General features: G+C 55.1%; 19 protein-coding genes and 7 tRNA genes. 19 read left to right on the forward strand and 7 right to left on the reverse strand.

Going from position 1 to position 25,612, the window contains the following annotated elements:
- Positions 1 to 203 precede the first annotated feature (203 nt).
- Positions 204 to 815 (forward strand): helix-turn-helix domain-containing protein, encoded by a 612-nt coding sequence (locus tag AFK63_RS12675; RefSeq protein ID WP_038864117.1) that lies wholly within the window; start codon positions 204 to 206, stop codon positions 813 to 815.
- A 58-nt stretch (positions 816 to 873) separates the two neighbouring features.
- Here AFK63_RS12675 and AFK63_RS12680 read toward each other — a convergent pair whose 3' ends face one another.
- The 5 genes from AFK63_RS12680 to nagE all read right to left on the reverse strand — a co-directional run bounded on the left by AFK63_RS12680 (position 874) and on the right by nagE (position 9,773).
- Complete coding sequence (locus AFK63_RS12680) at positions 874 to 3,525, reverse strand: beta-N-acetylhexosaminidase (RefSeq protein WP_038864122.1); 2,652 nt, start codon at positions 3,523 to 3,525, stop codon at positions 874 to 876.
- Between the two features lie 56 nt (positions 3,526 to 3,581).
- The gene (gene chiP, locus AFK63_RS12685; protein ID WP_038864123.1) at positions 3,582 to 4,979 is read right to left on the reverse strand and encodes a chitoporin ChiP; all 1,398 of its coding nucleotides are present in this window, start codon (positions 4,977 to 4,979) and stop codon (positions 3,582 to 3,584) included.
- A 450-nt stretch (positions 4,980 to 5,429) separates the two neighbouring features.
- Positions 5,430 to 7,097: a glutamine--tRNA ligase gene (glnS, locus tag AFK63_RS12690; RefSeq protein WP_038864125.1), complete on the reverse strand. Its 1,668-nt coding sequence runs from the start codon at positions 7,095 to 7,097 to the stop codon at positions 5,430 to 5,432.
- Between the two features lie 106 nt (positions 7,098 to 7,203).
- On the reverse strand, positions 7,204 to 7,620 hold the full coding sequence (locus AFK63_RS12695) for a hypothetical protein (protein WP_038864126.1): 417 nt from the start codon (positions 7,618 to 7,620) through the stop codon (positions 7,204 to 7,206).
- A gap of 128 nt (positions 7,621 to 7,748) precedes the next feature.
- Positions 7,749 to 9,773 carry an N-acetylglucosamine-specific PTS transporter subunit IIBC gene (gene nagE, locus AFK63_RS12700; protein ID WP_038864127.1) on the reverse strand — a complete coding sequence of 675 codons (2,025 nt, stop codon included), beginning with the start codon at positions 9,771 to 9,773 and terminating at the stop codon, positions 7,749 to 7,751.
- 316 nt (positions 9,774 to 10,089) lie between these two features.
- On the opposite strand from nagE, the gene nagB reads away from it, so the two are divergent.
- The 12 genes from nagB to AFK63_RS12760 all read left to right on the forward strand — a co-directional run bounded on the left by nagB (position 10,090) and on the right by AFK63_RS12760 (position 17,102).
- Positions 10,090 to 10,890 (forward strand): glucosamine-6-phosphate deaminase, encoded by an 801-nt coding sequence (nagB, locus tag AFK63_RS12705; protein WP_038864128.1) that lies wholly within the window; start codon positions 10,090 to 10,092, stop codon positions 10,888 to 10,890.
- 21 nt (positions 10,891 to 10,911) lie between these two features.
- A complete protein-coding gene (nagA, locus tag AFK63_RS12710) occupies positions 10,912 to 12,060 on the forward strand; it encodes an N-acetylglucosamine-6-phosphate deacetylase (RefSeq protein WP_038864129.1) in 1,149 nt (382 codons plus the stop codon).
- Between the two features lie 8 nt (positions 12,061 to 12,068).
- Positions 12,069 to 13,289, forward strand: a complete 1,221-nt coding sequence (gene nagC / locus AFK63_RS12715; RefSeq protein WP_038864130.1) for a DNA-binding transcriptional regulator NagC — start codon at positions 12,069 to 12,071, stop codon at positions 13,287 to 13,289.
- 61 nt (positions 13,290 to 13,350) lie between these two features.
- Positions 13,351 to 14,103 (forward strand): HAD-IIA family hydrolase, encoded by a 753-nt coding sequence (locus AFK63_RS12720; RefSeq protein WP_004387185.1) that lies wholly within the window; start codon positions 13,351 to 13,353, stop codon positions 14,101 to 14,103.
- 296 nt (positions 14,104 to 14,399) lie between these two features.
- Positions 14,400 to 16,064: an asparagine synthase B gene (gene asnB / locus AFK63_RS12725; RefSeq protein ID WP_038864131.1), complete on the forward strand. Its 1,665-nt coding sequence runs from the start codon at positions 14,400 to 14,402 to the stop codon at positions 16,062 to 16,064.
- 250 nt (positions 16,065 to 16,314) lie between these two features.
- Positions 16,315 to 16,391 (forward strand) — tRNA-Met (locus AFK63_RS12730).
- An 8-nt stretch (positions 16,392 to 16,399) separates the two neighbouring features.
- A tRNA-Leu gene (locus AFK63_RS12735) sits at positions 16,400 to 16,484 on the forward strand.
- A gap of 23 nt (positions 16,485 to 16,507) precedes the next feature.
- Positions 16,508 to 16,582, forward strand: a tRNA-Gln gene (locus AFK63_RS12740).
- 36 nt (positions 16,583 to 16,618) lie between these two features.
- Positions 16,619 to 16,693, forward strand: a tRNA-Gln gene (locus tag AFK63_RS12745).
- Between the two features lie 30 nt (positions 16,694 to 16,723).
- Positions 16,724 to 16,800 (forward strand) — tRNA-Met (locus AFK63_RS12750).
- Between the two features lie 61 nt (positions 16,801 to 16,861).
- Positions 16,862 to 16,936, forward strand: a tRNA-Gln gene (locus AFK63_RS12755).
- Positions 16,937 to 17,027: 91 nt separating this feature from the next.
- A tRNA-Gln gene (locus tag AFK63_RS12760) sits at positions 17,028 to 17,102 on the forward strand.
- Between the two features lie 247 nt (positions 17,103 to 17,349).
- Here AFK63_RS12760 and ubiF read toward each other — a convergent pair.
- Positions 17,350 to 18,525: a 3-demethoxyubiquinol 3-hydroxylase gene (ubiF, locus tag AFK63_RS12765; RefSeq protein ID WP_038864196.1), complete on the reverse strand. Its 1,176-nt coding sequence runs from the start codon at positions 18,523 to 18,525 to the stop codon at positions 17,350 to 17,352.
- Positions 18,526 to 18,670: 145 nt separating this feature from the next.
- Here ubiF and miaB point away from each other — a divergent pair, with 145 nt between their 5' ends.
- Positions 18,671 to 20,095, forward strand: coding sequence for a tRNA (N6-isopentenyl adenosine(37)-C2)-methylthiotransferase MiaB (miaB, locus tag AFK63_RS12770; protein WP_038864132.1), 1,425 nt, complete (start codon positions 18,671 to 18,673; stop codon positions 20,093 to 20,095).
- Here miaB and AFK63_RS21420 read toward each other — a convergent pair.
- Positions 20,092 to 20,256 (reverse strand): hypothetical protein, encoded by a 165-nt coding sequence (locus AFK63_RS21420; RefSeq protein WP_155884335.1) that lies wholly within the window; start codon positions 20,254 to 20,256, stop codon positions 20,092 to 20,094. The two genes, miaB and AFK63_RS21420, sit on opposite strands and share 4 nt — an antisense overlap.
- 42 nt (positions 20,257 to 20,298) lie before the next feature.
- Between AFK63_RS21420 and AFK63_RS12775 the strand changes: the two genes are divergently transcribed.
- The 5 genes from AFK63_RS12775 to AFK63_RS12795 all read left to right on the forward strand — a co-directional run bounded on the left by AFK63_RS12775 (position 20,299) and on the right by AFK63_RS12795 (position 25,604).
- Entirely contained in the window at positions 20,299 to 21,360 is a 1,062-nt protein-coding gene (locus tag AFK63_RS12775) for a PhoH family protein (RefSeq protein WP_038864133.1), read from the forward strand.
- Complete coding sequence (gene ybeY / locus AFK63_RS12780; RefSeq protein WP_038864134.1) at positions 21,357 to 21,824, forward strand: rRNA maturation RNase YbeY; 468 nt, start codon at positions 21,357 to 21,359, stop codon at positions 21,822 to 21,824. The genes AFK63_RS12775 and ybeY overlap by 4 nt, the downstream gene beginning before the upstream one ends.
- Before the next feature lie 102 nt (positions 21,825 to 21,926).
- Positions 21,927 to 22,802 (forward strand): CNNM family magnesium/cobalt transport protein CorC, encoded by an 876-nt coding sequence (gene corC, locus AFK63_RS12785; RefSeq protein WP_007710647.1) that lies wholly within the window; start codon positions 21,927 to 21,929, stop codon positions 22,800 to 22,802.
- 4 nt (positions 22,803 to 22,806) lie between these two features.
- On the forward strand, positions 22,807 to 24,348 hold the full coding sequence (gene lnt / locus AFK63_RS12790) for an apolipoprotein N-acyltransferase (protein ID WP_038864137.1): 1,542 nt from the start codon (positions 22,807 to 22,809) through the stop codon (positions 24,346 to 24,348).
- Between the two features lie 350 nt (positions 24,349 to 24,698).
- A complete protein-coding gene (locus AFK63_RS12795; protein ID WP_038864138.1) occupies positions 24,699 to 25,604 on the forward strand; it encodes an amino acid ABC transporter substrate-binding protein in 906 nt (301 codons plus the stop codon).
- Positions 25,605 to 25,612: the final 8 nt, after the last annotated feature.

Here is a 25,612-nt window from a genome sequence, read left to right on the forward strand (position 1 = left end):
TACAGCGCACAATGCTTAATTAAACCACATATATTTTATTAAATATAAATTCAGAAAAGATAAATATCTTTATCGGTCAAGCGGTTAGCCAACGAAAGATTGCCGTTGTTCATTCCCTCTTCTCTGCCCCTTATTGCAGCAATAAAAAAGCATCCATTAAGATACAGCAACGACATAAATTTATTTTAAACAAGGTAACCAATATGGTATTACCCTCTAAACCTCTTGCTGAGATTTACCGCATTGCCGATATTTTCAATAGCTACGGCAACTGGTCTCGTGCGGAAAAAAATACGCTTATCCCGTTGCGAGACGGGGAAATTTGCATCATTCGCGGCGGTCAGTTTTCTCTGATGCGCCAGAGTGACCGCCTGTTGCTGGAAAAATGCAGCGCCCCTTCGGTTCTGGGCCTGGCGCGGAATTTAGGTAAATCCCAATTCATAAAATTACAGGCTGATTCAGAATGTCATTATCAGTTAATTCCTTTTGATTATTTCATGCAGGAAATCGAAAAAAATCATTGCCAGTTACATCTTCTTATTTTGTCCTCATGGATAATTAATATGCTTTGCTATCGGGAAGAAATTATGCTGGGCAGAAACAGCTACAGTATGATTAAAGCCAATATCGATTGTCTGGCGTCGATGGATGAGTTTATGCGTAACCGGATTAACGTCGCCGATTATATTGTTAAAAAAACAAATCTTTCCCGCAGTATGGTAATGAAAACCTTGTCCCAGCTACGCAGCGCGAAACATATTGAAATCAGCAAAGGCAAACTGCTTGCCGTTCACCATCTGCCAGAGGCGCTGTAAGACACCGCTTTAACACACGTAAAAGCCAGCCCGGAGGCTGGCTTTTTTAAAAAGCGCGTTACGGCTGTACGCGCTCCGTCCGGCTGTGGCGTTTGCCATCCACGCTTACGCTGCGTACCTGCACCTCGCCCGTCACGCGCGGCGGTTGCGCGGCGTCATAAGGCTGCCAGCGCGCGCCGCCATCAGTGGAATACTCCATCGTCACGCCAGGCAGGCTGATGTTCATCTGCAATACCCCTGCTTTCACGCGTGCGCCCGGCACCGGCAGACGGAACTGCACGCCCGCTTTCTCAAGTTTCGGCAGTTCGCGACGGCCAAGCAGGTTCGCAAAACGCGTCCAGTCCCGTTGTAGCGCCTGCATATCGACCTGATGCGTTTCGCCGCCCTTATACTCGCGCCCCGCCTGATAATCCTGCTCCCATGCGGCACGGTGCCAGGCGCGCTCCGCTACGGCCAGCAGACGCGGATACATCATGTACTCCATCTGCTTATCGGTACGCACCACTTCGCTCCAGAGCTGTGCCGAGAGCCCATAAGCGCCAGGCCAGGGTTTATCGGATTTAGCGCTGAACGCGTTGCCGTCGCGATCGACCGACGTCTCGGCGTTTTGCGGCAGGTTATCCGGCGCGAAACTGAAAATTTTACGCTCGTCGCTAAAGCGCGTGCCCCAGTAGTAGCCGCTCTCCGCCGGATTCACTTCGTTCGGGAAATCGAGATAGACGTAATCAGGGTTAGAGACCACAACGCGAAAGCCTTTGTTGGCCCAGTCGTTGACGCTGTCAAAACCGCCCCAGTAGAGGGTGTCCCAGAAGTTGACGTTGACATGTGAGGTGGCAAAGGCGCTGGCGTCTTTCGCATCTTTAAGGCCATCCTGCCAGGCCTGCATGGTGTCAATGCCGTGCGCTTTCACCAGCTTGCTGACCTCAACGCCAAAGTAGCTGGAGAGATGCTCAACGTCCGCGACCACCCCGTCCTTAACCATTTTCTGACACACCGGCGAGCGCGCCCAGGGCTTATCCTGGCGGCTTTGATCGATAATGCCCTTCCCGGCTTCCGGTTTCGTTTTATCGGTATAACCGCTGCCAAGGTAAATATTTTTCGCCTCGTCGCCGCCAAAATGCCAGGTGGTGAGCGGCTGTCCGGCCTCCCGGTGCATCTGCTGAATTTCGCCGATCACTTTATCCACGAAACGGCGTGACGAATCGAGGCACGGATTGAGGTAGCCGGTACGGTTGTAATACTGCACGCCAGTGGTAACCGACGTATCCTGCGGGTCGAGCAGGCGGTACGCGTTCGCCTCGTTGGTTTTACCCGCTTTCATCAGCCGATCGTAGCGTGCCTCCATTGCAATCACCGCCGCGCGGGCGTGAGCCGGCATATCTATTTCCGGAATGACCTCAATCTGGCGCGCCGCGGCGTATTTCACTATCTCGATATAATCGGCGCGGGTGAAATAGCCGCTACCGTTGTTGTTGGTATCCGGCCCGGAGCCGAGCTGCGGCAGCAGACAGGTTTTTTCGCTCAGATCGTGGCAGCGTTTCGCGCCAATTTCAGTCAGCTCCGGGAGCCCCGGAATATCGATGCGCCAGCCCTCATCGTCGCTTAAATGGAAGTGAAATTTATTGAGCTTCCAGGCCGCCATCTGATCGAGCAGGCGCAGCACGGCGGCTTTAGTATGGAAGTTGCGCCCCACATCAAGGTGAATGCCACGATACGCAAAACGCGGCGCATCCTGCGCGTCAAGCATCGCGATTTGGCGCGCGCCGTCCACCGGGATCAGCGACAGCAGTGACTGCAAACCATAAAAGACGCCTGCGCGATCGTAGCCGGTAATTACCGCCTCTTTCTGTCCTATATGCAGCTGATAAGCGCCGGACACCGCCTCTTTGCCGTTAAACGCGCGGCTCGCGATGGCCGTACGCACCGGATAACCCGATCCGGTTTTCACTCCCAGCAGCGCAAAGCGCGCGGTAATCGCCTCTTGCGAGCCTTTATCAAGCACGGCTATATCAAGCTTAACGCCCTGGTCGAGAGCGACGTCCTGCCCGTGCAGCCTGACCTGGCGCGGCGTCGGGATAATCTGCCCACGCAGGCTGTCGGCATTCAGTGTTTTGATGTCGCTATTTTTATCGAAGCGCGCTTCCGCGGTCATCAGGATGTTTTTATCGTCCGGCGTGCGTTTCCACTGATCTTTCAGCGGGCTGACGAACCCGGTTAACGTTTCGGTATCGGTACTGGCGATCACTTTCGGCGCGCCATCGTCCGCCGTAACGTACCAGCGCGGCAGCACATCGGTGATAAAGAGCTGCCAGTATTCATTGACGATTGGGATCTCCACCGAGGCATTGGCCGGGAAGCCGGTGAATTTGTCCGTCGGCTCAAGCTTATGGAGATCGCCCATCACGTGGGTCACTTTAAACTGATCGTTATCGACCTTGAGGATCTGGCGAATACTGTGAAACCAGATAGTCCAGTTTTTATCCGTCACCGCGTCACCCGGATTGGTGAGCGTGATAACCGCTTTATTGCAGGAGGCCCAGTCGGCGCCAAGCGCGGCGCAGTCGACGCCATGCTGTGCCGCGTGGTTGTCGGTAATCGCGTAGTTGAGCCCAAACTGGCTGATTTGGTCTGCCGTTGACGCCTGTGCGCCGCTACCGGCTAAAATCCCCATCACCGCCCCGGCTAACAGACTGATCTGTAACTTTTTCATCATCTCGTCCTTTTCACTGCCCTTTATGTAAGGCGCACCTGCGCGCCCCTGCGCATTCAGAAAATCGTAAACGGTGCCGTGACCATAAATTTCACGTCGCGTTCGTCCTGGAAAATGTTGCCGTAGCCGCCGCCGTAGCTCGGGATGTCGGAATGGTTGTCATACTGGGTGAAATGCAGCTTAAACATCGTGCCTTTGGCGCGGCCGTCCTGCAGGGTGTAGACCGCGTCCAGGCTGTAGGCAGACTCTTTCAGGCGGTAGTCAGGATCGTAGTAGTTGTCGGTGGTCGGAAGCGTTGAGGGCTTTGCATCCCACGCGTAGACGTAAGAGGCGCCTATCGCAAAGCCCGGCAGCTTCCAGTTTTTCAGGTCATACATCGCGCCGAAAAATACCGCTTTTTCATCGTCAGCGTTGAAATCTGAGCGGTTATCCCACCAGATATCGAGCCGTCCGTTGGAGGAGGCATACGTCGGCGTCATACGCTGCAGGAAATAGCCCTGCTGTCCTTCGGCGCTCACCCATGTGCCTTCGAGGCGCAGATCCACCGGCCCGACCTTATAGCCAAACGTCAGCGCCTGGAGCCAGGCCGTACCATCGTAGATATCATTAATAGTGCCGCTGCTGGCTTTATCGCGCGCGCCGTAAAACTGATAGCTGGTGGCGAGCGGGTTTCCGGCAAGCGAAAAGTTGTAGCTCGCTTTGGCAAAGTATTGATCGACATAGCCCTGCGCCTGGCCGAACGCCGCCTCCAGCACCAGCGAATTTTTAAACGCATATTTCGCGCCGATAGAGTGGAGATAATCCACGCGAGTCGTTCTGTCGTTCTGCCTGAACTTATCCATCTCCAGATGCCACGGCGATTTGTATTCGTTGGTCCACATATAGGAAAAACTCAGCGCGCCAGCATCGCCGTAGTCGAAATTCGCCCCGGCTTCCGCGCCCTGATATGTGCCGGGCATAAAGCTCCAGTGCGGCGCCAGCAGTGTCTGCCCGGTCGGTTGCAGCCAGCCGGCTCGCGCCCAGACAGGGCCGTATTTGAATTTGCCCGCGGCTTTATAAAGGCTGATACCGCTTTTATCCCCTGACCAGTCTTCGTCGTAGGCTTTATTGCTGGAGGAGAACGCAATTTCGTTCGGGTGACCGCTGTCGCCGTTTTCCGCCATTTCGATGGCAGTAAAAGCGGCGATATCCAGCCCGAACATATCGGCGGCGAACCCTGACTGAAAATCGAGATTCGCGTTCCAGGTGGAGTGAGAAAGGTTGGTTTTGTATTTATCTTCTACAACATCTTTACGGTCGCGCTCGCGCTGCCAGTAATAGATGCCGCCGGTTAACGTAGAGTCATCAATAAACCCCGCTGCCAGAGCATCGGGTGGGCTGCACAAGCCGCCCAGCGCGCTGACGCTGGCGAGAGCCAAAGCGACGCCGCTACGTTTGTATTTCAACGAACGCATGTGAAATTCCTCTTTGACGTAAAAAATTCGCGTGGAACAACGCCCATAAAGCGAATGAAAAAATTAAAAAAATAAAAGACGGCGGCGGAGCTTCCCCCGCGCTACCGCACTTAAAGACTATTTTTCGCAGCGCGAATTATCAATCTTAAAACCTGAATTCTTTATGGCTTTATGACGAGCAGCACAAAAATTCCTTCATTTTGTAACATTTTCATAAGGGTGAATTTTTATGCCGTACAACTTAGAAAACGCAGTCAAAACAATAAAATGAAAGCGATTACAATTTTTAATAAAGTAGAAAGCTCTGTAGCGGGGAGATATACGATGAAAGGCGTTTATCAAAACAAAAGAAATTAATTCGCATCGCGAATCTTTAAGGGGAGTTAACAGATTGATTCAGCAAATAAAAAAAACGCCGCGCGATGGCGGCGTCTTATGACAGGCAAGCCTTTACTCGCCGATTTTAGCCCAGGTGTCACGCAGGCCAACGGTGCGGTTAAACACCAGTTTGTCACCGTTTGCATGGCGGCTGTCGAGGCAGAAATAACCCTCGCGCTCGAACTGCCAGGCTTTGCCCGCTTCGGCGTTTTTCAGACTCGGTTCAGCATAACCTTGTTTGATCACCAGAGATTGCGGATTTATTGTCGTCAGGAAATCTTCCGCAGCACCAGGGTTCGGCACACTGAAGAGACGGTCATAGAGACGGATCTCAACCGGCAACGCATGCGCGGCGCTGACCCAGTGAATAACGCCTTTTACCTTGCGACCGTCAGCCGGATCTTTGCTCAGCGTATCAGCATCGTACGAGCAATAAATAGTCGTGATTTCGCCCGCCTCGTCTTTCTCAACACGTTCCGCTTTAATGACGTACGCGTTACGCAGACGCACTTCTTTACCGAGCACCAGACGCTTGTATTGCTTGTTCGCTTCTTCGCGGAAGTCTGCACGATCGATCCAGATTTCGCCGCTGAACGGCACGTCGCGGTTGCCCATTTCCGGTTTGTTCGGATGGTTAGGCATTGAAACCACTTCGCTCTGACCCTGCGGGTAGTTTTCGATAACCAGTTTCACCGGATCGATAACCGCCATCGCGCGCGGCGCGTTCTCGTTGAGGTCTTCACGAATGCAGGACTCAAGAGACGCCATCTCAATGGTGTTATCCTGCTTGGTGACGCCGATGCGCTTGCAGAATTCACGAATGGAAGCGGCGGTATAACCGCGACGGCGCAGACCGGAAATGGTCGGCATACGCGGATCGTCCCAGCCTTCAACATGCTTGTCGGTCACCAGCAGATTCAGCTTACGCTTGGACATCACGGTATATTCCAGATTCAGACGAGAGAACTCGTACTGACGCGGATGTACCGGGATGGTGATGTTATCCAGTACCCAGTCATACAGACGACGGTTGTCCTGGAATTCCAGCGTACAGAGCGAATGAGTGATCCCTTCCAGCGCATCGGAAATGCAGTGGGTGAAGTCATACATCGGGTAGATGCACCACTTATTGCCAGTCTGGTGATGTTCAGCGAACTTGATGCGGTACAGAACAGGATCGCGCATCACGATAAACGGCGACGCCATGTCGATTTTCGCACGCAGGCACGCTTTGCCTTCTTCGAACCCGCCAGCGCGCATTTTTTCAAACAGCGCCAGGTTTTCTTCCACGCTGCGATCGCGGAACGGACTGTTTTTGCCCGGCGCGGTCAGGGTGCCGCGGTATTCGCGGATCTGCTCCGGCGACAGCTCGTCGACATACGCCAGCCCTTTGTTGATAAGCTCAACGGCGTAATTGTACAGCTGATCGAAATAGTCAGAGGAGTAACGCACATCGCCAGACCAGTGGAAACCCAGCCATTGCACGTCGTTTTTAATCGACTCGACAAATTCCAGGTCTTCTTTCACCGGGTTGGTATCGTCAAAGCGCAGGTTGCACTGGCCCTGGTAATCCTGGGCGATGCCGAAGTTCAGGCAGATGGACTTCGCGTGGCCGATGTGCAGATAGCCGTTCGGCTCCGGCGGGAAGCGGGTGCAAATCGTGGTGTGTTTTCCAGACGCCAGATCTTCATCAATAATCTGGCGAATAAAGTTAGTCGGGCGGGCTTCTGCCTCACTCATCGCATATTCCTCAAAGCGTCAACATCGTTTAACGGCGTATGATCTTATAAGCTGCAGCGGGAAACAACCTTTAGTTACAGAAAATCCCGCCGTGGGGCAGCGCCTGTCATTGCCCGCGTTGGGCGTATTCCGCCTGCCGACAACGCTGGGGGACAGTGGCTTTGAGCATTCTTACTGGTGAGCTTAACGAGTCGACATTTCCGTCGCGCGGAATATAGCCCGGCGCTTCAACACACCAGGTCCAGGAATAGATCATTGTGCCGTGCAGGAAGAAAATCATGAGTTCCCACTCCGAGACGCGTGAAACGGAAATATGGCCTTTCTCATCTGCCATGAATTTCTCCGGCGGTGGGTAAAAGCCCGGCGGCATGCGGTGCGTTTGCAGCCAGAGCGTGGCGTGAGGAACCGGCTCGCCCCGTTCGTTCTGAATTTCCATTTCAAGCGCAGGCCGGTGCGTGGCGTAGCGAGGCACGCAGCCGCTCAGCAGCACGGCGGCGCAAACCGCGATAATACAATGGCGCATATGATTCTCCTTAATCCTGATGGGCGACACCCTACACGGCTTCCCCCCCCTGCGCCAGCCCCGAAAAAAAGCAAAAAAAAACGGCGGGAGCATCTCCCGCCGTTTAAGGCATTACGACTCAGAAGCGATTATTTGCCTTTAATCTCATACAGCGCGCTCTGCCCTGCCACAACCGCACCCTGCGCCTTAATGACCATGCCGCCGAAATCGTCGATGTTGCTGCACACCACCGGGCTAATCATTGAGCGCGCGTTCGCGTTCAGGTAATCCAGATCAAGCTCCAGCACCGGCTGGCCCGCGGTCACCTGCGCGCCCTCTTCCACCAGACGTTTAAAGCCCTGCCCGTTCAGCGCGACGGTATCAATCCCCATATGAACCACGATTTCCGCGCCGTTTTCGGTTTCAAGGCAGAACGCATGGTTGGTATTGAAGATTTTGACAATCGTGCCCGCCGCCGGTGACACCACCGTTTTGTCGGTCGGTTTGATAGCGACGCCATCACCGACGGCTTTGCTGGCGAACGCTTCATCCGGCACCGCATCCAGCGCCACAACCTCGCCGGTCACCGGCGAGACCAGCGCGGCTATCGTCTGCGCATTCGCGACCGCCTGCGGTTTTACCGCGGGTGCGACAGGCGCGCCAGCAGGGGCTGTCGGCGCAGAGGCCGCCACGTGGCCGGTCGTTTTCATCGCGTTAGCGATTTTTTCCGCCACAAAACCAACGATAATCTGCACGCTGGTTTTGTTAAGACGGATAACGCCGGTCGCACCGAGGCGTTTAGCCAGCGCTTCATCCACCAGCGCCGAATCCTTCACGGAAAGACGCAGACGGGTAATGCAGGCGTCGATGCCAGTCAGGTTATCGGAGCCGCCAACCGCCGCAATGTACTGACGTGCCAGCCCGGTCGCATCGAGGGCTTTATCGCCACTCACGTTAACGTCTTCACCGTCCGCCTCGCTGCCTGCGACAGCCAGCTCACGGCCCGGCGTCATCAGGTTGAATTTGGTGATAGTGAAGCGGAACACCACGTAATAAATGACGAAGAACACCAGGCCCTGCGGAATCAGCATGTACCAGTGGGTCGCCAGCGGGTTACGCGAGGAGAGGACCATATCCACCAGACCCGCGCTGAAGCCGAAACCGGCAATCCAGTGCATAGTCGCCGCGATAAACACCGAAATACCGGTCAGCGCCGCATGGATGACATACAGCACCGGCGCCACGAACATAAAGGAGAATTCCAGCGGCTCGGTAATGCCAGTAAAGAACGCGGCGAAAGCACCTGCCATCATGATGCCCAGCACTTTGGCTTTGTTCTCAGGACGCGCACAGTGGTAAATCGCAAGCGCTGCGCCCGGCAGGCCGAACATCATGATCGGGAAGAAGCCCGCCTGGTAACGCCCCGTAATACCCACCACGGCTTTACCGGATTCTATAGACTGCGCGCCGCCGAGGAAATTCGGGATATCGTTGATGCCGGCGACGTCAAACCAGAACACTGAGTTCAGCGCGTGGTGCAGGCCCACCGGAATAAGCAGACGGTTAAAGAAGGCGTAGACGCCTGCGCCAACGGAGCCGAGTTTCTGGATCTGCTCGCCAAACTCTACCAGACCGCCAAAAACGACCGGCCAGATGTACATCATGATGAAAGCGACAACAATCATCACGAACGAGGTCAGAATCGGCACCAGACGACGGCCACTGAAGAACGAGAGCGCTTTCGGCAGCTCGACGGCGCTAAAGCGGTTGTAGAGTTCTGCGGCGATAATCCCCACCATAATGCCGACAAACTGGTTTTTAATCTTACCGAAAGCGGCCGGTACCTGATCGGCCGGGATCTTCATGATCATGGCGACTGCGGCAGGCGAACAAAGCGTCGTCAGCACCAGAAAACCGACAAACCCCGCCAGCGCCGCGGCGCCGTCTTTATCTTTTGACATGCCATAAGCGACGCCCACGGCAAACAGCACACCCATGTTGTCGATAATGGCGGAGCCAGACTGAATGAAAAATGCCGCCAGTGCGTTGCCGCCGCCCCAGCCGGTCGGGTCGAGCCAGTAGCCGACCCCCATCAGAATAGCTGCCGCAGGCAGCGTAGCCACAGGCACCATCAGCGCCCGGCCCACTCGTTGTAAATAACCTAAAATACTCACTTTTTCCCCCTATGAGACCCCGATGAGGCTCCAGCTAAGCCGTTTTTTATTGTGCTACCAACCCTGAAACGCGGCGACACTTGGTATCAACGCTGAGTGTCTGCAAAATTAATTCGCCTCGCAAATTAAACGCGTCTTTTCTGTGATTTTTATCACCAAATATCGTAGTTGAAGGTCCTGACCTATGGCTTACCTCGAAAACTTATTTTATCATTCAAAAAATCGAGACGGATTGCTCCCGCTTTCAGCGAACGGGTATACCCTTACACTGTGCGTCGTTCAATCCGCGCCTGTTTTCTAACTTTCGAGGTGAACAATGAGACTGATTCCGCTGGCTACGCCGCAGCAGGTAGGCAAATGGGCCGCCCGCCATATTGTTAAGCGCATTAACGATTTCAACCCCACCGCTGACCGTCCGTTCGTGCTCGGCCTGCCGACAGGCGGCACGCCGCTTGAAGCCTACAAAGCGCTGATTGAGATGCACAAAGCGGGCCAGGTGAGCTTCAAACATGTGGTGACCTTTAACATGGATGAATATGTCGGGTTGCCGAAAGATCATCCGGAAAGCTACCACAGCTTTATGTACCGCAATTTCTTCGACCACGTTGATATTCCCGAAGAAAATATCAACCTGCTGGATGGTAACGCGCCGGATATTGACGCAGAATGCCGCCACTATGAAGAAAAAATTCGCGCTTACGGCAAAATTCACCTCTTTATGGGCGGCGTGGGCAACGACGGTCATATTGCGTTCAACGAACCAGCTTCTTCACTGGCTTCCCGCACCCGTATCAAAACGCTGACGCACGACACCCGCGTGGCGAATTCGCGTTTCTTTGGCGGCGATGTGAATCAGGTGCCAAAATACGCCCTCACGGTCGGCGTCGGCACACTGCTTGACGCGCAGGAAGTGATGATTCTGGTACTGGGCCATGTTAAAGCGCAGGCGCTGCAGGCGGCCGTCGAAGGCAACGTAAACCATATGTGGACCATCAGCTGTCTGCAACTGCATCCGAAAGCGGTTATCGTGTGTGACGAGCCTTCCACCATGGAACTGAAAGTGAAGACGTTAAAATACTTCACCGAGCTCGAAGCTGAAAATATTAAAGATCTTTAAGGACTGGTTACCGGGGGCATTATGTACGCTTTAACCCACGGCCGGATTTACACCGGCCACGACATTCTGGATGACCATGCGATTGTTATCGCCGATGGCCTGATTGAGCGCCTGTGCCCGCTGGCTGACCTGCCGGCGGGAATCGAACAGCGCGACATGGGCGGTGCCATCATCGCCCCCGGTTTTATCGACGTACAGTTAAACGGCTGCGGCGGTGTGCAGTTTAACGACACGGCAGACGCGGTCTCGGTCGAAACGCTGGAAATTATGCAGAAAGCCAACGAGAAATCGGGCTGCACCAGCTATCTGCCGACGCTGATTACCTGTAGCGACGCGCTGATGAAACAGGGCGTGCGGGTAATGCGCGAATACCTGGCGCACCACAAAAATCAGGCGCTGGGTCTGCACCTTGAAGGCCCGTGGCTGAATATCGTCAAAAAAGGCACGCACAACCCGGATTACGTGCGTGAACCGGACGCTGAGCTGGTCAAGTTTCTGTGTGAAAATGCTGACGTTATTACCAAAATCACGCTCGCGCCGGAACGGGTCGCGCCAGAGTTCATTAGCCAGCTCACCGCGGCGGGCATTGTGGTATCCGCCGGGCACTCGAACGCGACGCTGAAAGAGGCAAAAACAGGCTTTCGCGCCGGGATCCGCTTTGCAACCCACCTCTTCAACGCAATGCCTTACATCACTGGTCGCGAGCCGGGCCTGACTGGCGCTATCTTTGACGAGCCGGATGTCTTTTGCGGCATTATCGCCGATGGCCTGCACGTGGATTTCGCAAACGTGCGCCTCGCGAAAAAAGTAAAAGGCGACAAACTCTGTCTGGTGACTGACGCGACAGCGCCCGCAGGTGCCAATATTGATGAGTTCATTTTTGCTGGTAAAACAATATACTACCGCAATGGCCTGTGCGTGGACGAAAACGGCACCCTCAGCGGCTCGGCGCTGACCATGATCGAAGGCGTGCGCAACCTGGTGGAGCATGTCAATATCGCACTGGACGAAGCGCTGCGTATGGCGACGCTGTATCCGGCCCGCGCCATGGGCGTGGCAGACCGGCTTGGCAGCATTGAAACGGGCAAAGTGGCGAATCTCACCGCCTTTACCCGCGACTATAAAATCATCAAGACCATCGTTAATGGTAACGAGGTCGTTACTGAGTAAATAAAGGCATGACGACTGGCGGACAGGCTCAAATTGGCAACGTTGATCTCGTAAAACAGCTTAACAGCGCGGCGGTTTATCGTCTTATCGACCAGCATGGGCCGATATCGCGCATACAGATAGCCGAACAGAGCCAGCTTGCGCCCGCCAGCGTTACCAAAATTACTCGCCAGCTGATTGAGCGCGGCCTGATTAAAGAAGTCGATCAGCAGGCCTCTACCGGGGGCCGCCGCGCTATCTCCATCATCACCGAAACCCGGCACTTCCAGGCAGTTGGCGTACGGCTTGGCCGACACGACGCGACGCTTACGCTGTTCGACCTGAGCAGCAAAGTGCTGGCGGAAGAACATTTCCCCCTGCCAGAGCGTACTCAGGAAACGCTTGAGCACGCACTGCTGAATACGATTGCGCAGTTTATCGAGACCTGGCAGCGCAAAATCCGCGAGCTTATCGCCGTCTCCGTTATTCTGCCGGGTCTTGTGGACCCGGAAAGCGGCGTTATCCGCTATATGCCGCACATTAACGTGGAAAACTGGCCGCTGGTCGACGCGCTGCAAAAGCGCTTCAACGTCGCCTGTTTTGTTGGGCACGATATCCGCAGCCTGGCGCTGGCGGAGCACTATTTCGGTGCAACACGCGATTGCGAAGACTCCATTCTGGTGCGCGTTCACCGGGGCACGGGCGCAGGCATTATCTCCAACGGGCGCATCTTCATCGGCCGCAACGGCAACGTCGGCGAAATTGGTCATATTCAGGTCGACCCTTTAGGCGAGCGTTGCCACTGCGGCAACTTCGGATGTCTGGAGACTGTCGCTGCCAATGCCGCGATTGAACAACGCGTGCGCCAACTGCTTGAGCAGGGCTATCAGAGCCGCCTGACGCCAGACGAGTGCAATATCAAAGCGATTTGCAAAGCCGCTAACCGGGGCGACGCGCTGGCGAGCGAAGTCGTGGAGCGCGTTGGGCGTCAGCTTGGCAAAACTATCGCCATCGCCATTAACCTCTTTAACCCGCAAAAAGTCGTTATTGCCGGTGAAATCGTCGAAGCGCAGAAAGTGCTGTTGCCCGCTATCGAAAGCTGCATCAACACCCAATCCCTCAAAGCATTTCGTAAAAACCTGCCGGTGGTGCCGTCACAACTCGATCACCGCTCGGCAATCGGCGCTTTCGCGCTGGTGAAACGCGCCATGCTTAACGGTTTGTTATTACAGCGTTTGCTGGAAAGTTAACGAGTGACTTTGGCGTTTGCGCTATAGTTACGCCTTTCTGTTCCCTGAGCCAGAGTAGTCCATGACCATTCAGAACGTAATTTGCGATATCGATGGCGTGCTGATGCACGATAACGTTGCGGTGCCCGGCGCCAGTGAATTTCTGACACGCATTCTTGAAAAAGGGTTTCCGCTGGTCCTGCTGACCAACTACCCGTCCCAGACCGGCCAGGATCTGGCTAACCGTTTCGCCTCCGCCGGGATCGACGTGCCGGACAGCGTGTTTTACACCTCCGCCATGGCGACAGCGGACTTTCTGCGTCGCCAGGAAGGCAAAAAAGCGTATGTGGTCGGCGAAGGGGCCTTAATTCACGAGCTGTATAAAGCTGGCTTTACCATTACCGACATCAATCCGGATTTCGTGATCGTCGGCGAAACCCGCTCCTATAACTGGGAGATGATGCATAAGGCCGCCTTTTTCGTCGCCAACGGCGCGCGGTTTATCGCCACTAACCCGGACACCCACGGGCGTGGCTTCTACCCCGCCTGTGGCGCGCTGTGCGCGGGTATTGAGAAAATCTCTGGCCGTAAGCCGTTTTACGTCGGCAAGCCGAGCCCGTGGATCATTCGCGCGGCGCTGAACAAAATGCAGGCGCACTCCGAGCATACCGTGATTGTCGGCGATAACCTGCGTACTGATATTCTGGCAGGCTTCCAGGCCGGGCTCGAAACCATCTTGGTACTTTCTGGCGTCTCCACCATCAATGATATCGACGCGATGCCGTTCCGACCGAGCTGGATTTATCCTTCCGTCGCCGAAATCGACGTTATCTGATCCTGACGGCCATAATGATGGCCGTTTTTTCTGCCTGCCCCGCCCCCCCGCATTCAATAAAATCGCCTTTTTTTTGAGAAATCGCTAAAAACCGCGCCATTCTGGTAATCATTTTTAAATTTCCGCTAACGCCTGTTGAACTATTTATTACTCCATCGCTAAAAGGCTTGCATAGTCTGTATGAATTACGGCATTTTCTTAATCAACAACGGAGGCTGAAGCGGAAAAATTGCATAAACCGCAACGCCTCGCAGACAGACAACACAACATCACCGCCAGGGTTAACGGAGTTTTCTATGTGTTCTATTTTTGGTGTGCTGGATATCAAAACCGATGCGGTTGAGCTGCGTAAAAAAGCACTTGAGCTGTCACGCCTGATGCGTCACCGCGGCCCGGACTGGTCCGGCGTTTTCGCCAGCGATAAAGCTATTCTCGCGCATGAACGTCTTTCTATTGTCGACGTCAACGCAGGCGCGCAACCGCTTTACAACACCGAAAAAACGCATGTACTGGCCGTGAACGGCGAGATTTACAACCATCAGGCGCTGCGTGCGGAATATGGCGACCGTTTCCAGTTCCAGACCGGTTCTGACTGCGAAGTTATCCTGGCGCTGTATCAGGAAAAGGGGCCGGAATTTCTCGACGAGCTGCAGGGCATGTTCGCTTTCGTGCTGTATGACAGCGAAAAAGACGCGTACCTGATTGGCCGTGACCACATCGGCATTATCCCGCTCTACATGGGGCATGATGAGCACGGCAACTTTTATGTCGCTTCCGAGATGAAATCGCTGGTGCCGGTGTGCCGCACCATTAAAGAGTTCCCGGCCGGCAGTTATCTGTGGAGCCAGGACGGCGAAATTCGCCAGTACTATCAGCGTGACTGGTTCGAGTATGACGCGGTAAAAGACAACGTGACGGATAAAGCCGAACTGCGTCAGGCGCTGGAAGACGCAGTGAAAAGCCACCTGATGTCAGACGTGCCTTACGGCGTGCTGCTCTCCGGCGGTCTGGATTCATCGGTGATTTCTGCGATCACCAAGAAATTCGCGGCGCGTCGCGTGGAAGATCAGGAGCGTTCCGAGGCCTGGTGGCCGCAGCTGCACTCTTTTGCCGTCGGTCTTGAAGGCTCGCCGGATCTGAAAGCGGCGCAGGAAGTGGCGAACCACCTCGGCACGGTGCACCATGAAATTCATTTTACCGTTCAGGAAGGGCTGGATGCGATTCGCGATGTGATTTACCACATTGAAACGTACGATGTGACGACCATTCGCGCGTCAACTCCGATGTATTTAATGTCCCGTAAGATCAAAGCGATGGGCATTAAAATGGTGCTTTCGGGTGAAGGGTCTGATGAGGTATTCGGCGGCTATCTGTACTTCCATAAAGCGCCTGACGCGAAAGAACTGCACGAAGAAACCGTGCGTAAACTGCAGGCGCTGCATATGTTTGACTGCGCCCGTGCAAACAAGGCGATGTCAGCCTGGGGCGTCGAAGCGCGTGTACCGTTCCTTGATAAGAAATTCCTCGACGTGGCGATGCGCATCAACCCGCAGGATAAAATGTGCGGCAACGGCAAAATGGAGAAACATATCCTGCGTGAATGTTTTGAATCTTACCTGCCAGCCAGCGTGGCGTGGCGTCAGAAAGAGCAGTTCTCTGACGGCGTCGGCTACAGCTGGATCGATACGCTGAAAGAAGTGGCCGCTGAGCAGGTCACCGATCAGCAGTTAGCCACGGCCAGCTTCCGCTTCCCGTACAACACGCCGTCGTCGAAAGAAGCGTATCTCTACCGCGAGATTTTCGAAGAGCTGTTCCCGGTGCCGAGCGCGGCGGAGTGCGTGCCGGGCGGGCCGTCTGTCGCCTGCTCTTCTGCGAAAGCCATCGAATGGGACGAAGCGTTTAAAACCATGAACGATCCGTCAGGCCGCGCGGTGGGTGTACACCAGTCCGCCTATAAATGAGTACTCCTTAAATGAACAACGGGCCTTCTCGGCCCGTTTTTTTATTGGCACAACGTTGTTCAGACAGTGGCTCGTTTTCCATTGACTTAGTGGATAAATCAACCGGAATCGACGAATATTGCATCAAGCTGTTCGCAAGCTAGTCAAACAGTCACAATACGTCGATTTTCGCCAAAAAAGGTGTTGACGCTTCCAGGCCCAATACGCATAATGCGCCCCGCAACGCCGATAAGGTAACGCGAAAAAAGATGGCTACGTAGCTCAGCTGGTTAGAGCACATCACTCATAATGATGGGGTCACAGGTTCGATTCCCGTCGTAGCCACCATCTTTTTTGCGGGAGTGGCGAAATTGGTAGACGCACCAGATTTAGGTTCTGGCGCCGCAAGGTGTGCGAGTTCAAGTCTCGCCTCCCGCACCATTCCCGGGTTAGCGTTGCACGGATGGGGTATCGCCAAGCGGTAAGGCACCGGTTTTTGATACCGGCATTCCCTGGTTCGAATCCAGGTACCCCAGCCATATTTCTTCGACTTTTGCGTATAGCGCAGTGGTCGTTGGGGTATCGCCAAGCGGTAAGGCACCGGTTTTTGATACCGGCATCCCCTGGTTCGAATCCAGGTACCCCAGCCAGTCGTTATGGCTGGTAAAGCAATAAAATTTGGCTACGTAGCTCAGCTGGTTAGAGCACAGCACTCATAATGCTGGGGTCACAGGTTCGATTCCCGTCGTAGCCACCATATTTAAGCATCTTGCAGTGTTTATGCGAGATAGCGCGAAGTAAAGTTCGCAAGAGTTTCTTGGGGTGTCGCCAAGCGGTAAGGCAGCGGATTCTGATTCCGCCATTCCGGGGTTCGAATCCCTGCACCCCAGCCACTTTGAAGAAGCGGTTGGCAAGAAGCTAAACGCACAGGTTAAAGGTTCTTTGTTTCTTCCTTTAACTGACAATTCAGCACCAACATTTTGTTGGGGTATCGCCAAGCGGTAAGGCAGTGGATTCTGATTCCACCATTCCGAGGTTCGAATCCTCGTACCCCAGCCACTCTTTAAAAGCCTGCGAAAGCAGGCTTTTTTCTTTTCTGCGCCCGATCTTTTCTGCGCCCGACATGTACGGCCTCTCTTCAGCGCGCTTCACAAACCCTGTCGCTCTTTGGCTGAATCGCTCAATAAAAAAAAGCCCGCACATGCAGGCCTTTTTACTCCCCTCGTTCACCGGGGCCCGGCGATGACGGCGCTAACGCCTCCGTCATCTCTTTTACGACAGCAATAAGTATGTTGTAACTATGAAATTATAAACCCAGCGCATATCGTAGCGCCTGGCGCTTCAGCACGCCCGACCGCTGGGCAGCGATAAGCCCCAGATTACGCAGCACGCGCAGCGGCTTGAGCTTCGCGGTAAAGCCTGCGTGGAAGAGATCCATACCGCTTTGCATCATCAGGTTATCCGGCATCCGGCGGCGCTGATAGCGCTTCAGTATATCGACAGAAGCCCAGTCTTGCGCCGCATTGCGGGCGTCAATCACCACCTTCAGCAGCGCATCGACATCCCGGTAGCCGAGATTCACGCCCTGCCCCGCCAGCGGGTGAATGGTATGCGCGGCGTCGCCCACCAGCGCGACGCCCGGCAGCACGTAGCGCAGCGCATGGCGGCGTACCAGCGGAAACGCGCCGCAGGCGACCGGCGTCACGCCGCCGAGCCGCGACGGAAACGTCGCTGCGATTTCGCGCCCGAGCTGCGCCATATTCATCGCCTGCAACTGACGAATGCGCGCCGGACGGTCATACCAGACCAGCGAAGCCCAGTTATCGAACAGCGGCAGAAACGCATGCGGCCCGTCAGGCGTAAAGTGCTGCCAGGTGCTGTCGCCGGGCGGCAGCTGGCACTGCACGCTGATGAGCAAACACGACTGCTGGTATTGCCAGGCGTTAACGCCTATCCCGGCCCATTTGCGCACCTGCGAGCTCGCGCCATCGGCGCCAATCACCAGCCGTGGCTGGAGCGTTTCGCCATTATCTAACGCCAGCTGATAACCGTTTTGCGTCGGCGTCATCTGCGTGAGCGTCGCGGGACATAGCAGCCTCACGGCCGGATGCGCCTCCAGCGCCTCCCACAACGCGCGTTGCAGCACGTTGTTTTCTACCATGTAACCGAGCTCAGGCAGTTGCAGCTCGTCAGCGCTGAACTCCACCCGCGCCTCGTTCCACTCCCAGGTTTCGAGGCGACGATAAGGATGCGCGCGCATCGCCAGCACCCGCTGCCACACGCCCAGCCCGCGCAGAAGATCCACTGAGGCGCAGCTAATGGAAGAAATTCGCACGTCAGGCGGGCTTTGTGGCGAAAACGCGGGCGGCGCGGCATGCTCCACCACCGCTACCTGAAAACCATTTTGCGCCAGCCCCAGCGCGGCAGCGGCGCCCACCATGCCACCGCCGACGACGGCGACTTCAATTGGTTGATTTATCATGGTCATTTTATCCTTAAGCAGTCTCCCTTCAGTTTACCGGATTTTTCGCCGCCTGACGTCTTTGCCTCGCCACTGGTCACGAACACATCAAAGCATTACAATACGCGGCCAAAATGAGTGGCTTTAACTGAGCAATGGCAAGTCAATGACAAAAAAACTCCATATCAAAACCTGGGGCTGTCAGATGAATGAGTACGATTCATCGAAGATGGCCGATCTGCTGGAAACCACGCACGGCTTTACGCTGACCGACGTGGCGGAAGAAGCAGATATTCTGCTGCTGAATACCTGCTCGATCCGTGAGAAGGCGCAGGAGAAGGTTTTCCATCAGTTAGGTCGCTGGAAAACGTTAAAGGAAAAAAATCCGGAAGTGATTATCGGCGTGGGCGGCTGCGTGGCCTCTCAGGAAGGCGATCATATTCGCGATCGCGCCCGCTACGTCGACATCATTTTCGGGCCACAGACCCTGCACCGCCTGCCGGAAATGATCAACCAGGTGAAAGGCACCCGCAGTCCGGTTGTTGACATTAGCTTCCCGGAAATCGAAAAATTCGATCGTCTGCCTGAGCCACGCGCGGAAGGCCCAACGGCGTTCGTTTCCATCATGGAAGGCTGTAACAAATATTGCACCTACTGCGTGGTTCCGTACACCCGCGGCGAAGAAGTCAGCCGCCCGAGCGATGATATCGTGCTGGAAATCGCACAGCTTGCCGCCCAGGGCGTACGTGAAGTCAACCTGCTGGGGCAGAACGTCAACGCCTGGCGCGGTGAAAACTATGACGGCACTACCGGCACCTTCGCCGATCTGCTGCGCCTGGTAGCCGCTATCGACGGTATCGATCGTATTCGCTTCACCACCAGCCACCCGATCGAATTCACTGACGATATTATCGAGGTGTATCGCGATACGCCGGAACTGGTCAGTTTCCTGCACCTGCCGGTGCAAAGCGGCTCCGACCGTGTGCTGAACATGATGGGGCGCACCCACACCGCGCTGGAATACAAAGCGATTATCCGCAAACTGCGCGCCGCACGTCCGGATATCCAGATTAGCTCAGACTTTATCGTCGGCTTCCCGGGCGAAACCCAGCAGGATTTCGAACAGACCATGAAGCTGATTGCCGAGGTCAATTTCGACATGAGCTACAGCTTTATTTTCTCGGCACGCCCGGGTACCCCTGCCGCCGACATGGTGGACGATGTGCCGGAAGAAGAGAAAAAGCAGCGTCTGTATATTCTGCAGGAGCGCATCAACCAGCAGGCAATGGCCTGGAGCCGTCGAATGCTCGGCACCACCCAGCGCATCCTGGTGGAAGGCACGTCGCGTAAAAGCATCATGGAGCTGTCCGGACGCACCGAAAACAACCGCGTGGTCAATTTCGAAGGCTCGCCGGACATGGTTGGCAAATTCGTCGATGTGGAAATCACCGAAGTGTTCCCGAACTCTCTGCGCGGCAAGGTTATCCGCACCGAGGAAGAGATGGGCCTGCGCGTGGTGGAATCTCCGGCAGCGATCATCGCCCGCACGCGTAAAGAGAACGAACTCGGCGTCGGTATTTTCCAGCCTTAACCCGCCGTCTCACGTATGCCGCCCCGCTGCGGCATACGCTTATTTTTCACGCATCCGCTCTTGCATTCTGAAGGCGTCACCCAAATATCCGGGTTGTCGCTTGCGCCTTTTTCCCTCGCCGTGAATAATTTCTCTAAGGCCCTGAGAAAATCAGCAGGCATTTTATTCACCTTAACTGGCCCTGTGTGACCAAGAGGACAAGTTTGAATATAGAAACTCGTGAATTTACGCTGGAACCGGCAGACAACGCTCGTCTGCTTAGCCTCTGTGGACCCTTTGATGACAACATCAAACAGCTGGAACGACGCCTCGGCATAGAAATCGCCCGTCGCGACAACCACTTTAAACTGACCGGCCGCACGATTTGCGTCAGCGCCGCGGCAGATATTCTGCGCCATCTGTATGTCGATACCGCGCCGATGCGTGGCGAAATCAAAGAAATTGAGCCGGAACAGATCCATCTGGCTATCAAAGAATTTCGCGTACTCGAACAGAGCGCTGAAAGCGTGCCGGAGTACGGCAAAGCGGTCAACATCAAGACCAAGCGCGGCGTGATTAAACCCCGTACGCCGAACCAGGCGCAGTACATCGCCAACATTCTTGACCACGACATCACTTTTGGCATCGGCCCTGCCGGTACCGGTAAGACATATCTCGCGGTTGCCGCGGCCGTGGACGCGCTGGAGCGTCAGGAGATCCGCCGCATTCTGCTGACCCGTCCGGCGGTCGAAGCGGGCGAAAAGCTCGGCTTCCTGCCAGGCGATCTCAGCCAGAAGGTCGACCCGTACCTGCGCCCGCTCTATGACGCGCTGTTTGAGATGTTAGGTTTTGAGCGCGTAGAAAAGTTAATGGAACGCAACGTGATTGAAGTCGCGCCGCTGGCTTACATGCGCGGCCGTACGCTGAATGACGCATTCATCATCCTTGATGAGAGCCAGAACACCACCATCGAGCAGATGAAGATGTTCCTGACGCGTATCGGCTTTAACTCCAAAGCGGTGATCACAGGCGACGTCACGCAAATCGACTTGCCGAGAAACCTGAAGTCCGGTCTGCGTCACGCCATCGAAGTGCTGTCAGAAGTGGAAGAGATTAGCTTTAACTTCTTCCATAGCGAAGACGTGGTGCGCCACCCGGTGGTCGCACGTATCGTCACCGCCTATGAAGCCTGGGAAGAGGCCGATCAGAAACGCAAGGCCGAACAGGCGGCGGAACGTAAACGCGAAGCCCAGGCGCTGGCCGCTGGCACGCAGGAGAGTAAATGAGTCAGGTGATCCTTGATTTGCAGGTTGCCTGCGAAGAGACCTCCGGTTTGCCGGATGAAGCCCAGTTTCAGACATGGCTGAATGCCGTCATCCCACAATTTCAGGAAGAATCAGAGGTGACGATACGTCTGGTGGATGAAGCGGAAAGTCACGATTTAAACCTGACCTACCGCGGCAAAGATAAATCCACCAACGTGCTGTCGTTTCCGTTTGAAGCGCCGCCCGGCATTGAGATGCCGCTGCTTGGCGATCTTATCATCTGTCGCCAGGTGGTAGAGCGCGAGGCGCAGGAGCAGGAAAAGCCGCTGGAAGCCCACTGGGCGCACATGGTCGTGCACGGCAGTCTGCATCTGCTGGGCTATGACCATATCGAGGATGACGAAGCCGAAGAGATGGAAGGCATCGAAACCGAGATAATGCTTGCCCTGGGCTTTGACGATCCGTACATTGCCGAGAAAGCGTAATCTGTGCGGCAGTCCGCTGCCGCCAGTGATTTCTATCGCTGCGGCGTGTATTTCCCGCCGCGGGCGACACATCCACCAACATGAGAACCCTGAATTAACGCCATGAGCGACGACAACTCACACAGTAGCGACTCACTTAACAAAAAGGGATTTTTCTCCCTCCTCTTAAGCCAGCTTTTCCACGGTGAACCGAAAAACCGTGATGAACTGCTTGAGCTTATCCGTGATTCCGAGCAGAACGAGCTTATCGATCAGGATACGCGCGACATGCTCGAAGGGGTAATGGATATTGCCGACCAGCGCGTGCGCGATATCATGATCCCCCGTTCTCAGATGGTCACCCTCAAACGCAACCAGAGCCTCGATGAATGTCTCGACGTCATTATCGAATCGGCGCACTCGCGTTTTCCGGTGATCAGCGAAGACAAAGATCACATTGAAGGGATTTTGATGGCCAAGGATCTGCTGCCGTTTATGCGCAGCGACGCCGACGCCTTCAGCATGGATAAAGTGTTGCGCCCGGCGGTTGTCGTGCCGGAAAGCAAACGGGTCGACCGGATGCTGAAAGAGTTCCGCTCCCAGCGCTATCACATGGCTATCGTGATTGACGAATTTGGCGGCGTGTCAGGTCTTGTGACCATCGAAGATATTCTTGAGCTTATCGTCGGCGAAATCGAAGACGAATATGACGATGAAGAAGATATCGATTTCCGTCAGCTCAGCCGTCATACCTGGACCGTACGCGCGCTGGCGTCCATCGAAGATTTCAATGATACTTTCGGCACCCAGTTCAGCGATGAAGAAGTGGACACCATCGGCGGTCTTGTCATGCAGGCGTTTGGCCATCTGCCTGCGCGCGGGGAGACCATCGATATCGATGGTTACCAGTTTAAAGTTGCCATGGCGGACAGCCGTCGTATTATCCAGGTCCACGTCAGAATGCCGGAAAACTCGCCGCAGCCTAAACTGGAAGACTAATGGAATGGCTCTTGCCTCAATGATTGAACGCCAGCGCGTGCGTCTGCTGCTGGCGCTGCTTTTTGGTGCCAGCGGAACGCTGGCCTTTTCCCCTTATGATTTCTGGCCCGCCGCCCTCATTTCGCTGATGGGCCTCCAGGGGCTTACCCTTAACCGTCGCCCGATGCAAAGCGCATCGATTGGTTTTGCCTGGGGGCTTGGCCTGTTTGGCAGCGGTGTGAACTGGGTCTATGTCAGCATCGCCCAGTTTGGCGGTATGCCGGGCCCGGTCAACGTGGCGCTGGTCGTGCTTCTCGCCGCCTATCTGTCACTTTACACCGGTCTTTTCGCTGGCGTGCTGGCGCGCCTGTGGCCGAAAACCTGCTGGCTGCGTGTGGCTATCGCCGCGCCGGTCGTCTGGCATCTCACCGAGTTTCTGCGCGGCTGGGTGCTGACCGGGTTCCCGTGGCTGCAGTTCGGCTACAGCCAGATAGACGGCCCGTTGAAAGGCCTGGCGCCGGTAATGGGCGTCGAGGCGATCAACTTCTTATTGATGGCCGTCAGCGGTCTTCTGACGCTGGCGCTGGCGCGTCGCGCCTGGAAGCCCGCCGTTTGCGCGTTGGTGCTGTTCGCGCTCCCCTTCCCGCTGCGCTATATCCAGTGGTATCAGCCGCACGCCGAGCGCGCAATCAACGTGTCGCTGGTGCAGGGCAATATTCCGCAGTCTATGAAATGGGATGAAGGCGAGCTGATGAATACGCTGCGTATCTATCTCAACGCCACGCGCCAGCAACTCGGCAAAGCCGGGCTGATTATCTGGCCGGAATCCGCTATTCCCGATTTAGAGAGCAACCAGCAGCAATTCCTGCACGATCTTGACACGGTGTTGCGCGCGAATGACGCGACGCTGATAACCGGCGTGGTGGATGCGCGTCTTAACGAGAAAAACCGTTACGACACCTATAACACCATTATTACGCTCGGCGCCGATACGCCCTACAGCTACAATTCCGCCAACCGCTACCACAAAAATCATCTGGTGCCGTTCGGCGAGTTTGTGCCGCTGGAATCCATCCTGCGGCCACTGGCGCCATTCTTCGACCTGCCGATGTCGTCATTCAGCCGTGGGCCCTATCTGCAACCGCAGTTGCAGGCCCACGGTATGAAGCTGACGGCGGCTATCTGTTATGAAATCATTCTCGGCGAACAGGTGCGTGATAACTTCCGTCCGGACACCGATTTCCTGCTGACGATTTCAAACGATGCCTGGTTCGGTCACTCCATCGGCCCGTGGCAGCATTTCCAGATGGCGCGCATGCGCGCGCTGGAGCTGGCGCGTCCGCTGCTGCGTAGCACTAACAATGGCGTCACAGCGGTGCTTGACGCAAACGGCGACGTCCAGTCCATCATTCCGCAATTCACCCGCGAGGTGTTAAACGCCTCCGTCACGCCCACCAGCGGGCTTACGCCGTATGCCCGTTTCGGCAATGCGATTATCTGGATTATCGTCGCACTTGGCGGCTTCGCGGCGGTGCTGATAAGCCTCGGCAGACGCAGACGCGCGTAAACCACGCTAAAAAAGGTCAGCTATGCTGGCCTTTTTCTTTCCTGGCATATCCTTTGCTTTAGTTAATCCAATGATTTAGCTGAAACGCCTTAACAGGCGATGCAGAGGCGGCCTTTGCACCAGTAAAACACTTTTGCGGCACCACTTTAGTGCAACGCCGCATTTTTGCCTCTAATTGGTGCGGCGCGCTTCGCAAAAATAAACAAATTCACAGCAAATTATTTACATCCAGCCAGGCTAAATGGTACCAACACGGTACTAACGCTGCTGGCGGGACGGCAGGATATAACAACACACATTCACAATTGGGTATCAATGGCGTCTCTGGCGCCGCGATAAAGGAGTTGGATATGCAGTTACGTAAACTGACCGCAGCAATGCTGGTAATGGGGCTGAGCGCAGGTCTGGCCCATGCGGAAGAAGCGAGCAGCGGTCAAAGCACGCTGGATAAAATCAAAGCGAACGGCGTTATTGTCGTCGGCCATCGCGAATCCTCAGTTCCTTTCTCCTATTACGACAATCAGCAAAAAGTGGTCGGCTACTCGCAGGCTTACTCCAACGCTATCGTTGAAGCCGTTAAAAAACAGCTCAACAAGCCGGATCTGCAGGTCAAAATGATCCCGATTACGTCACAAAACCGTATCCCGCTGCTGCAAAACGGCACCTTTGATTTTGAATGCGGCTCGACCACCAATAACCTGGAGCGCCAGAAACAAGCCGCGTTCTCTGACACGATTTTCGTCGTGGGCACACGCCTGCTGGTGAAAAAGGGCGGCCCGATTAAAGATTTCCCGGATCTGAAAGGCAAAGCGGTCGTTGTGACCTCCGGCACCACCTCTGAAGTGCTGCTGCATAAACTCAATGATGAGAAGAAAATGGATATGCGCATCATCAGCGCTAAAGATCACGGCGACTCTTTCCGCACGCTGGAAAGCGGCCGCGCGGTGGCCTTTATGATGGATGACGCTCTGCTCGCCGGCGAACGCGCTAAAGCGAAGAAACCGGACAACTGGGAAATTGTCGGCACGCCGCAATCCAAAGAAGCCTACGGCTGCATGTTGCGTAAAGGCGACGAGACGTTCAAAAAACTCGTAGACGACACCATTGCCCAGGCGCAGACCTCCGGCGAAGCGGCGAAATGGTTTGATAAGTGGTTTAAAAACCCGATTCCGCCGAAAAACCTTAACCTGAACTTCGAGCTTTCCGACGACATGAAAGCCCTGTTCAAAGAGCCTAACGATAAAGCGCTTAACTAATTACAACC

This window comes from Cronobacter muytjensii ATCC 51329 (genome assembly GCF_001277195.1).
GTDB classification, from domain to species: Bacteria; Pseudomonadota; Gammaproteobacteria; order Enterobacterales; family Enterobacteriaceae; genus Cronobacter; species Cronobacter muytjensii.

Bases quoted from the DNA above. Each gene is read 5' to 3' on its own strand.
- AFK63_RS12795 (WP_038864138.1), top strand. From the start codon at position 24,699: ATGCAGTTACGTAAACTGACCGCAGCAATGCTGGTAATGGGGCTGAGC.
- chiP (WP_038864123.1), bottom strand. From the start codon at position 4,979: ATGCGTTCGTTGAAATACAAACGTAGCGGCGTCGCTTTGGCTCTCGCC.
- glnS (WP_038864125.1), bottom strand. From the start codon at position 7,097: ATGAGTGAGGCAGAAGCCCGCCCGACTAACTTTATTCGCCAGATTATT.
- corC (WP_007710647.1), top strand. From the start codon at position 21,927: ATGAGCGACGACAACTCACACAGTAGCGACTCACTTAACAAAAAGGGA.
- AFK63_RS12695 (WP_038864126.1), bottom strand. From the start codon at position 7,620: ATGCGCCATTGTATTATCGCGGTTTGCGCCGCCGTGCTGCTGAGCGGC.
- ybeY (WP_038864134.1), top strand. From the start codon at position 21,357: ATGAGTCAGGTGATCCTTGATTTGCAGGTTGCCTGCGAAGAGACCTCC.
- nagA (WP_038864129.1), top strand. From the start codon at position 10,912: ATGTACGCTTTAACCCACGGCCGGATTTACACCGGCCACGACATTCTG.
- nagB (WP_038864128.1), top strand. From the start codon at position 10,090: ATGAGACTGATTCCGCTGGCTACGCCGCAGCAGGTAGGCAAATGGGCC.
- AFK63_RS12720 (WP_004387185.1), top strand. From the start codon at position 13,351: ATGACCATTCAGAACGTAATTTGCGATATCGATGGCGTGCTGATGCAC.
- AFK63_RS12675 (WP_038864117.1), top strand. From the start codon at position 204: ATGGTATTACCCTCTAAACCTCTTGCTGAGATTTACCGCATTGCCGAT.
- AFK63_RS12680 (WP_038864122.1), bottom strand. From the start codon at position 3,525: ATGAAAAAGTTACAGATCAGTCTGTTAGCCGGGGCGGTGATGGGGATT.
- nagC (WP_038864130.1), top strand. From the start codon at position 12,069: ATGACGACTGGCGGACAGGCTCAAATTGGCAACGTTGATCTCGTAAAA.
- asnB (WP_038864131.1), top strand. From the start codon at position 14,400: ATGTGTTCTATTTTTGGTGTGCTGGATATCAAAACCGATGCGGTTGAG.
- AFK63_RS21420 (WP_155884335.1), bottom strand. From the start codon at position 20,256: ATGCCTGCTGATTTTCTCAGGGCCTTAGAGAAATTATTCACGGCGAGG.
- lnt (WP_038864137.1), top strand. From the start codon at position 22,807: ATGGCTCTTGCCTCAATGATTGAACGCCAGCGCGTGCGTCTGCTGCTG.
- ubiF (WP_038864196.1), bottom strand. From the start codon at position 18,525: ATGATAAATCAACCAATTGAAGTCGCCGTCGTCGGCGGTGGCATGGTG.
- miaB (WP_038864132.1), top strand. From the start codon at position 18,671: ATGACAAAAAAACTCCATATCAAAACCTGGGGCTGTCAGATGAATGAG.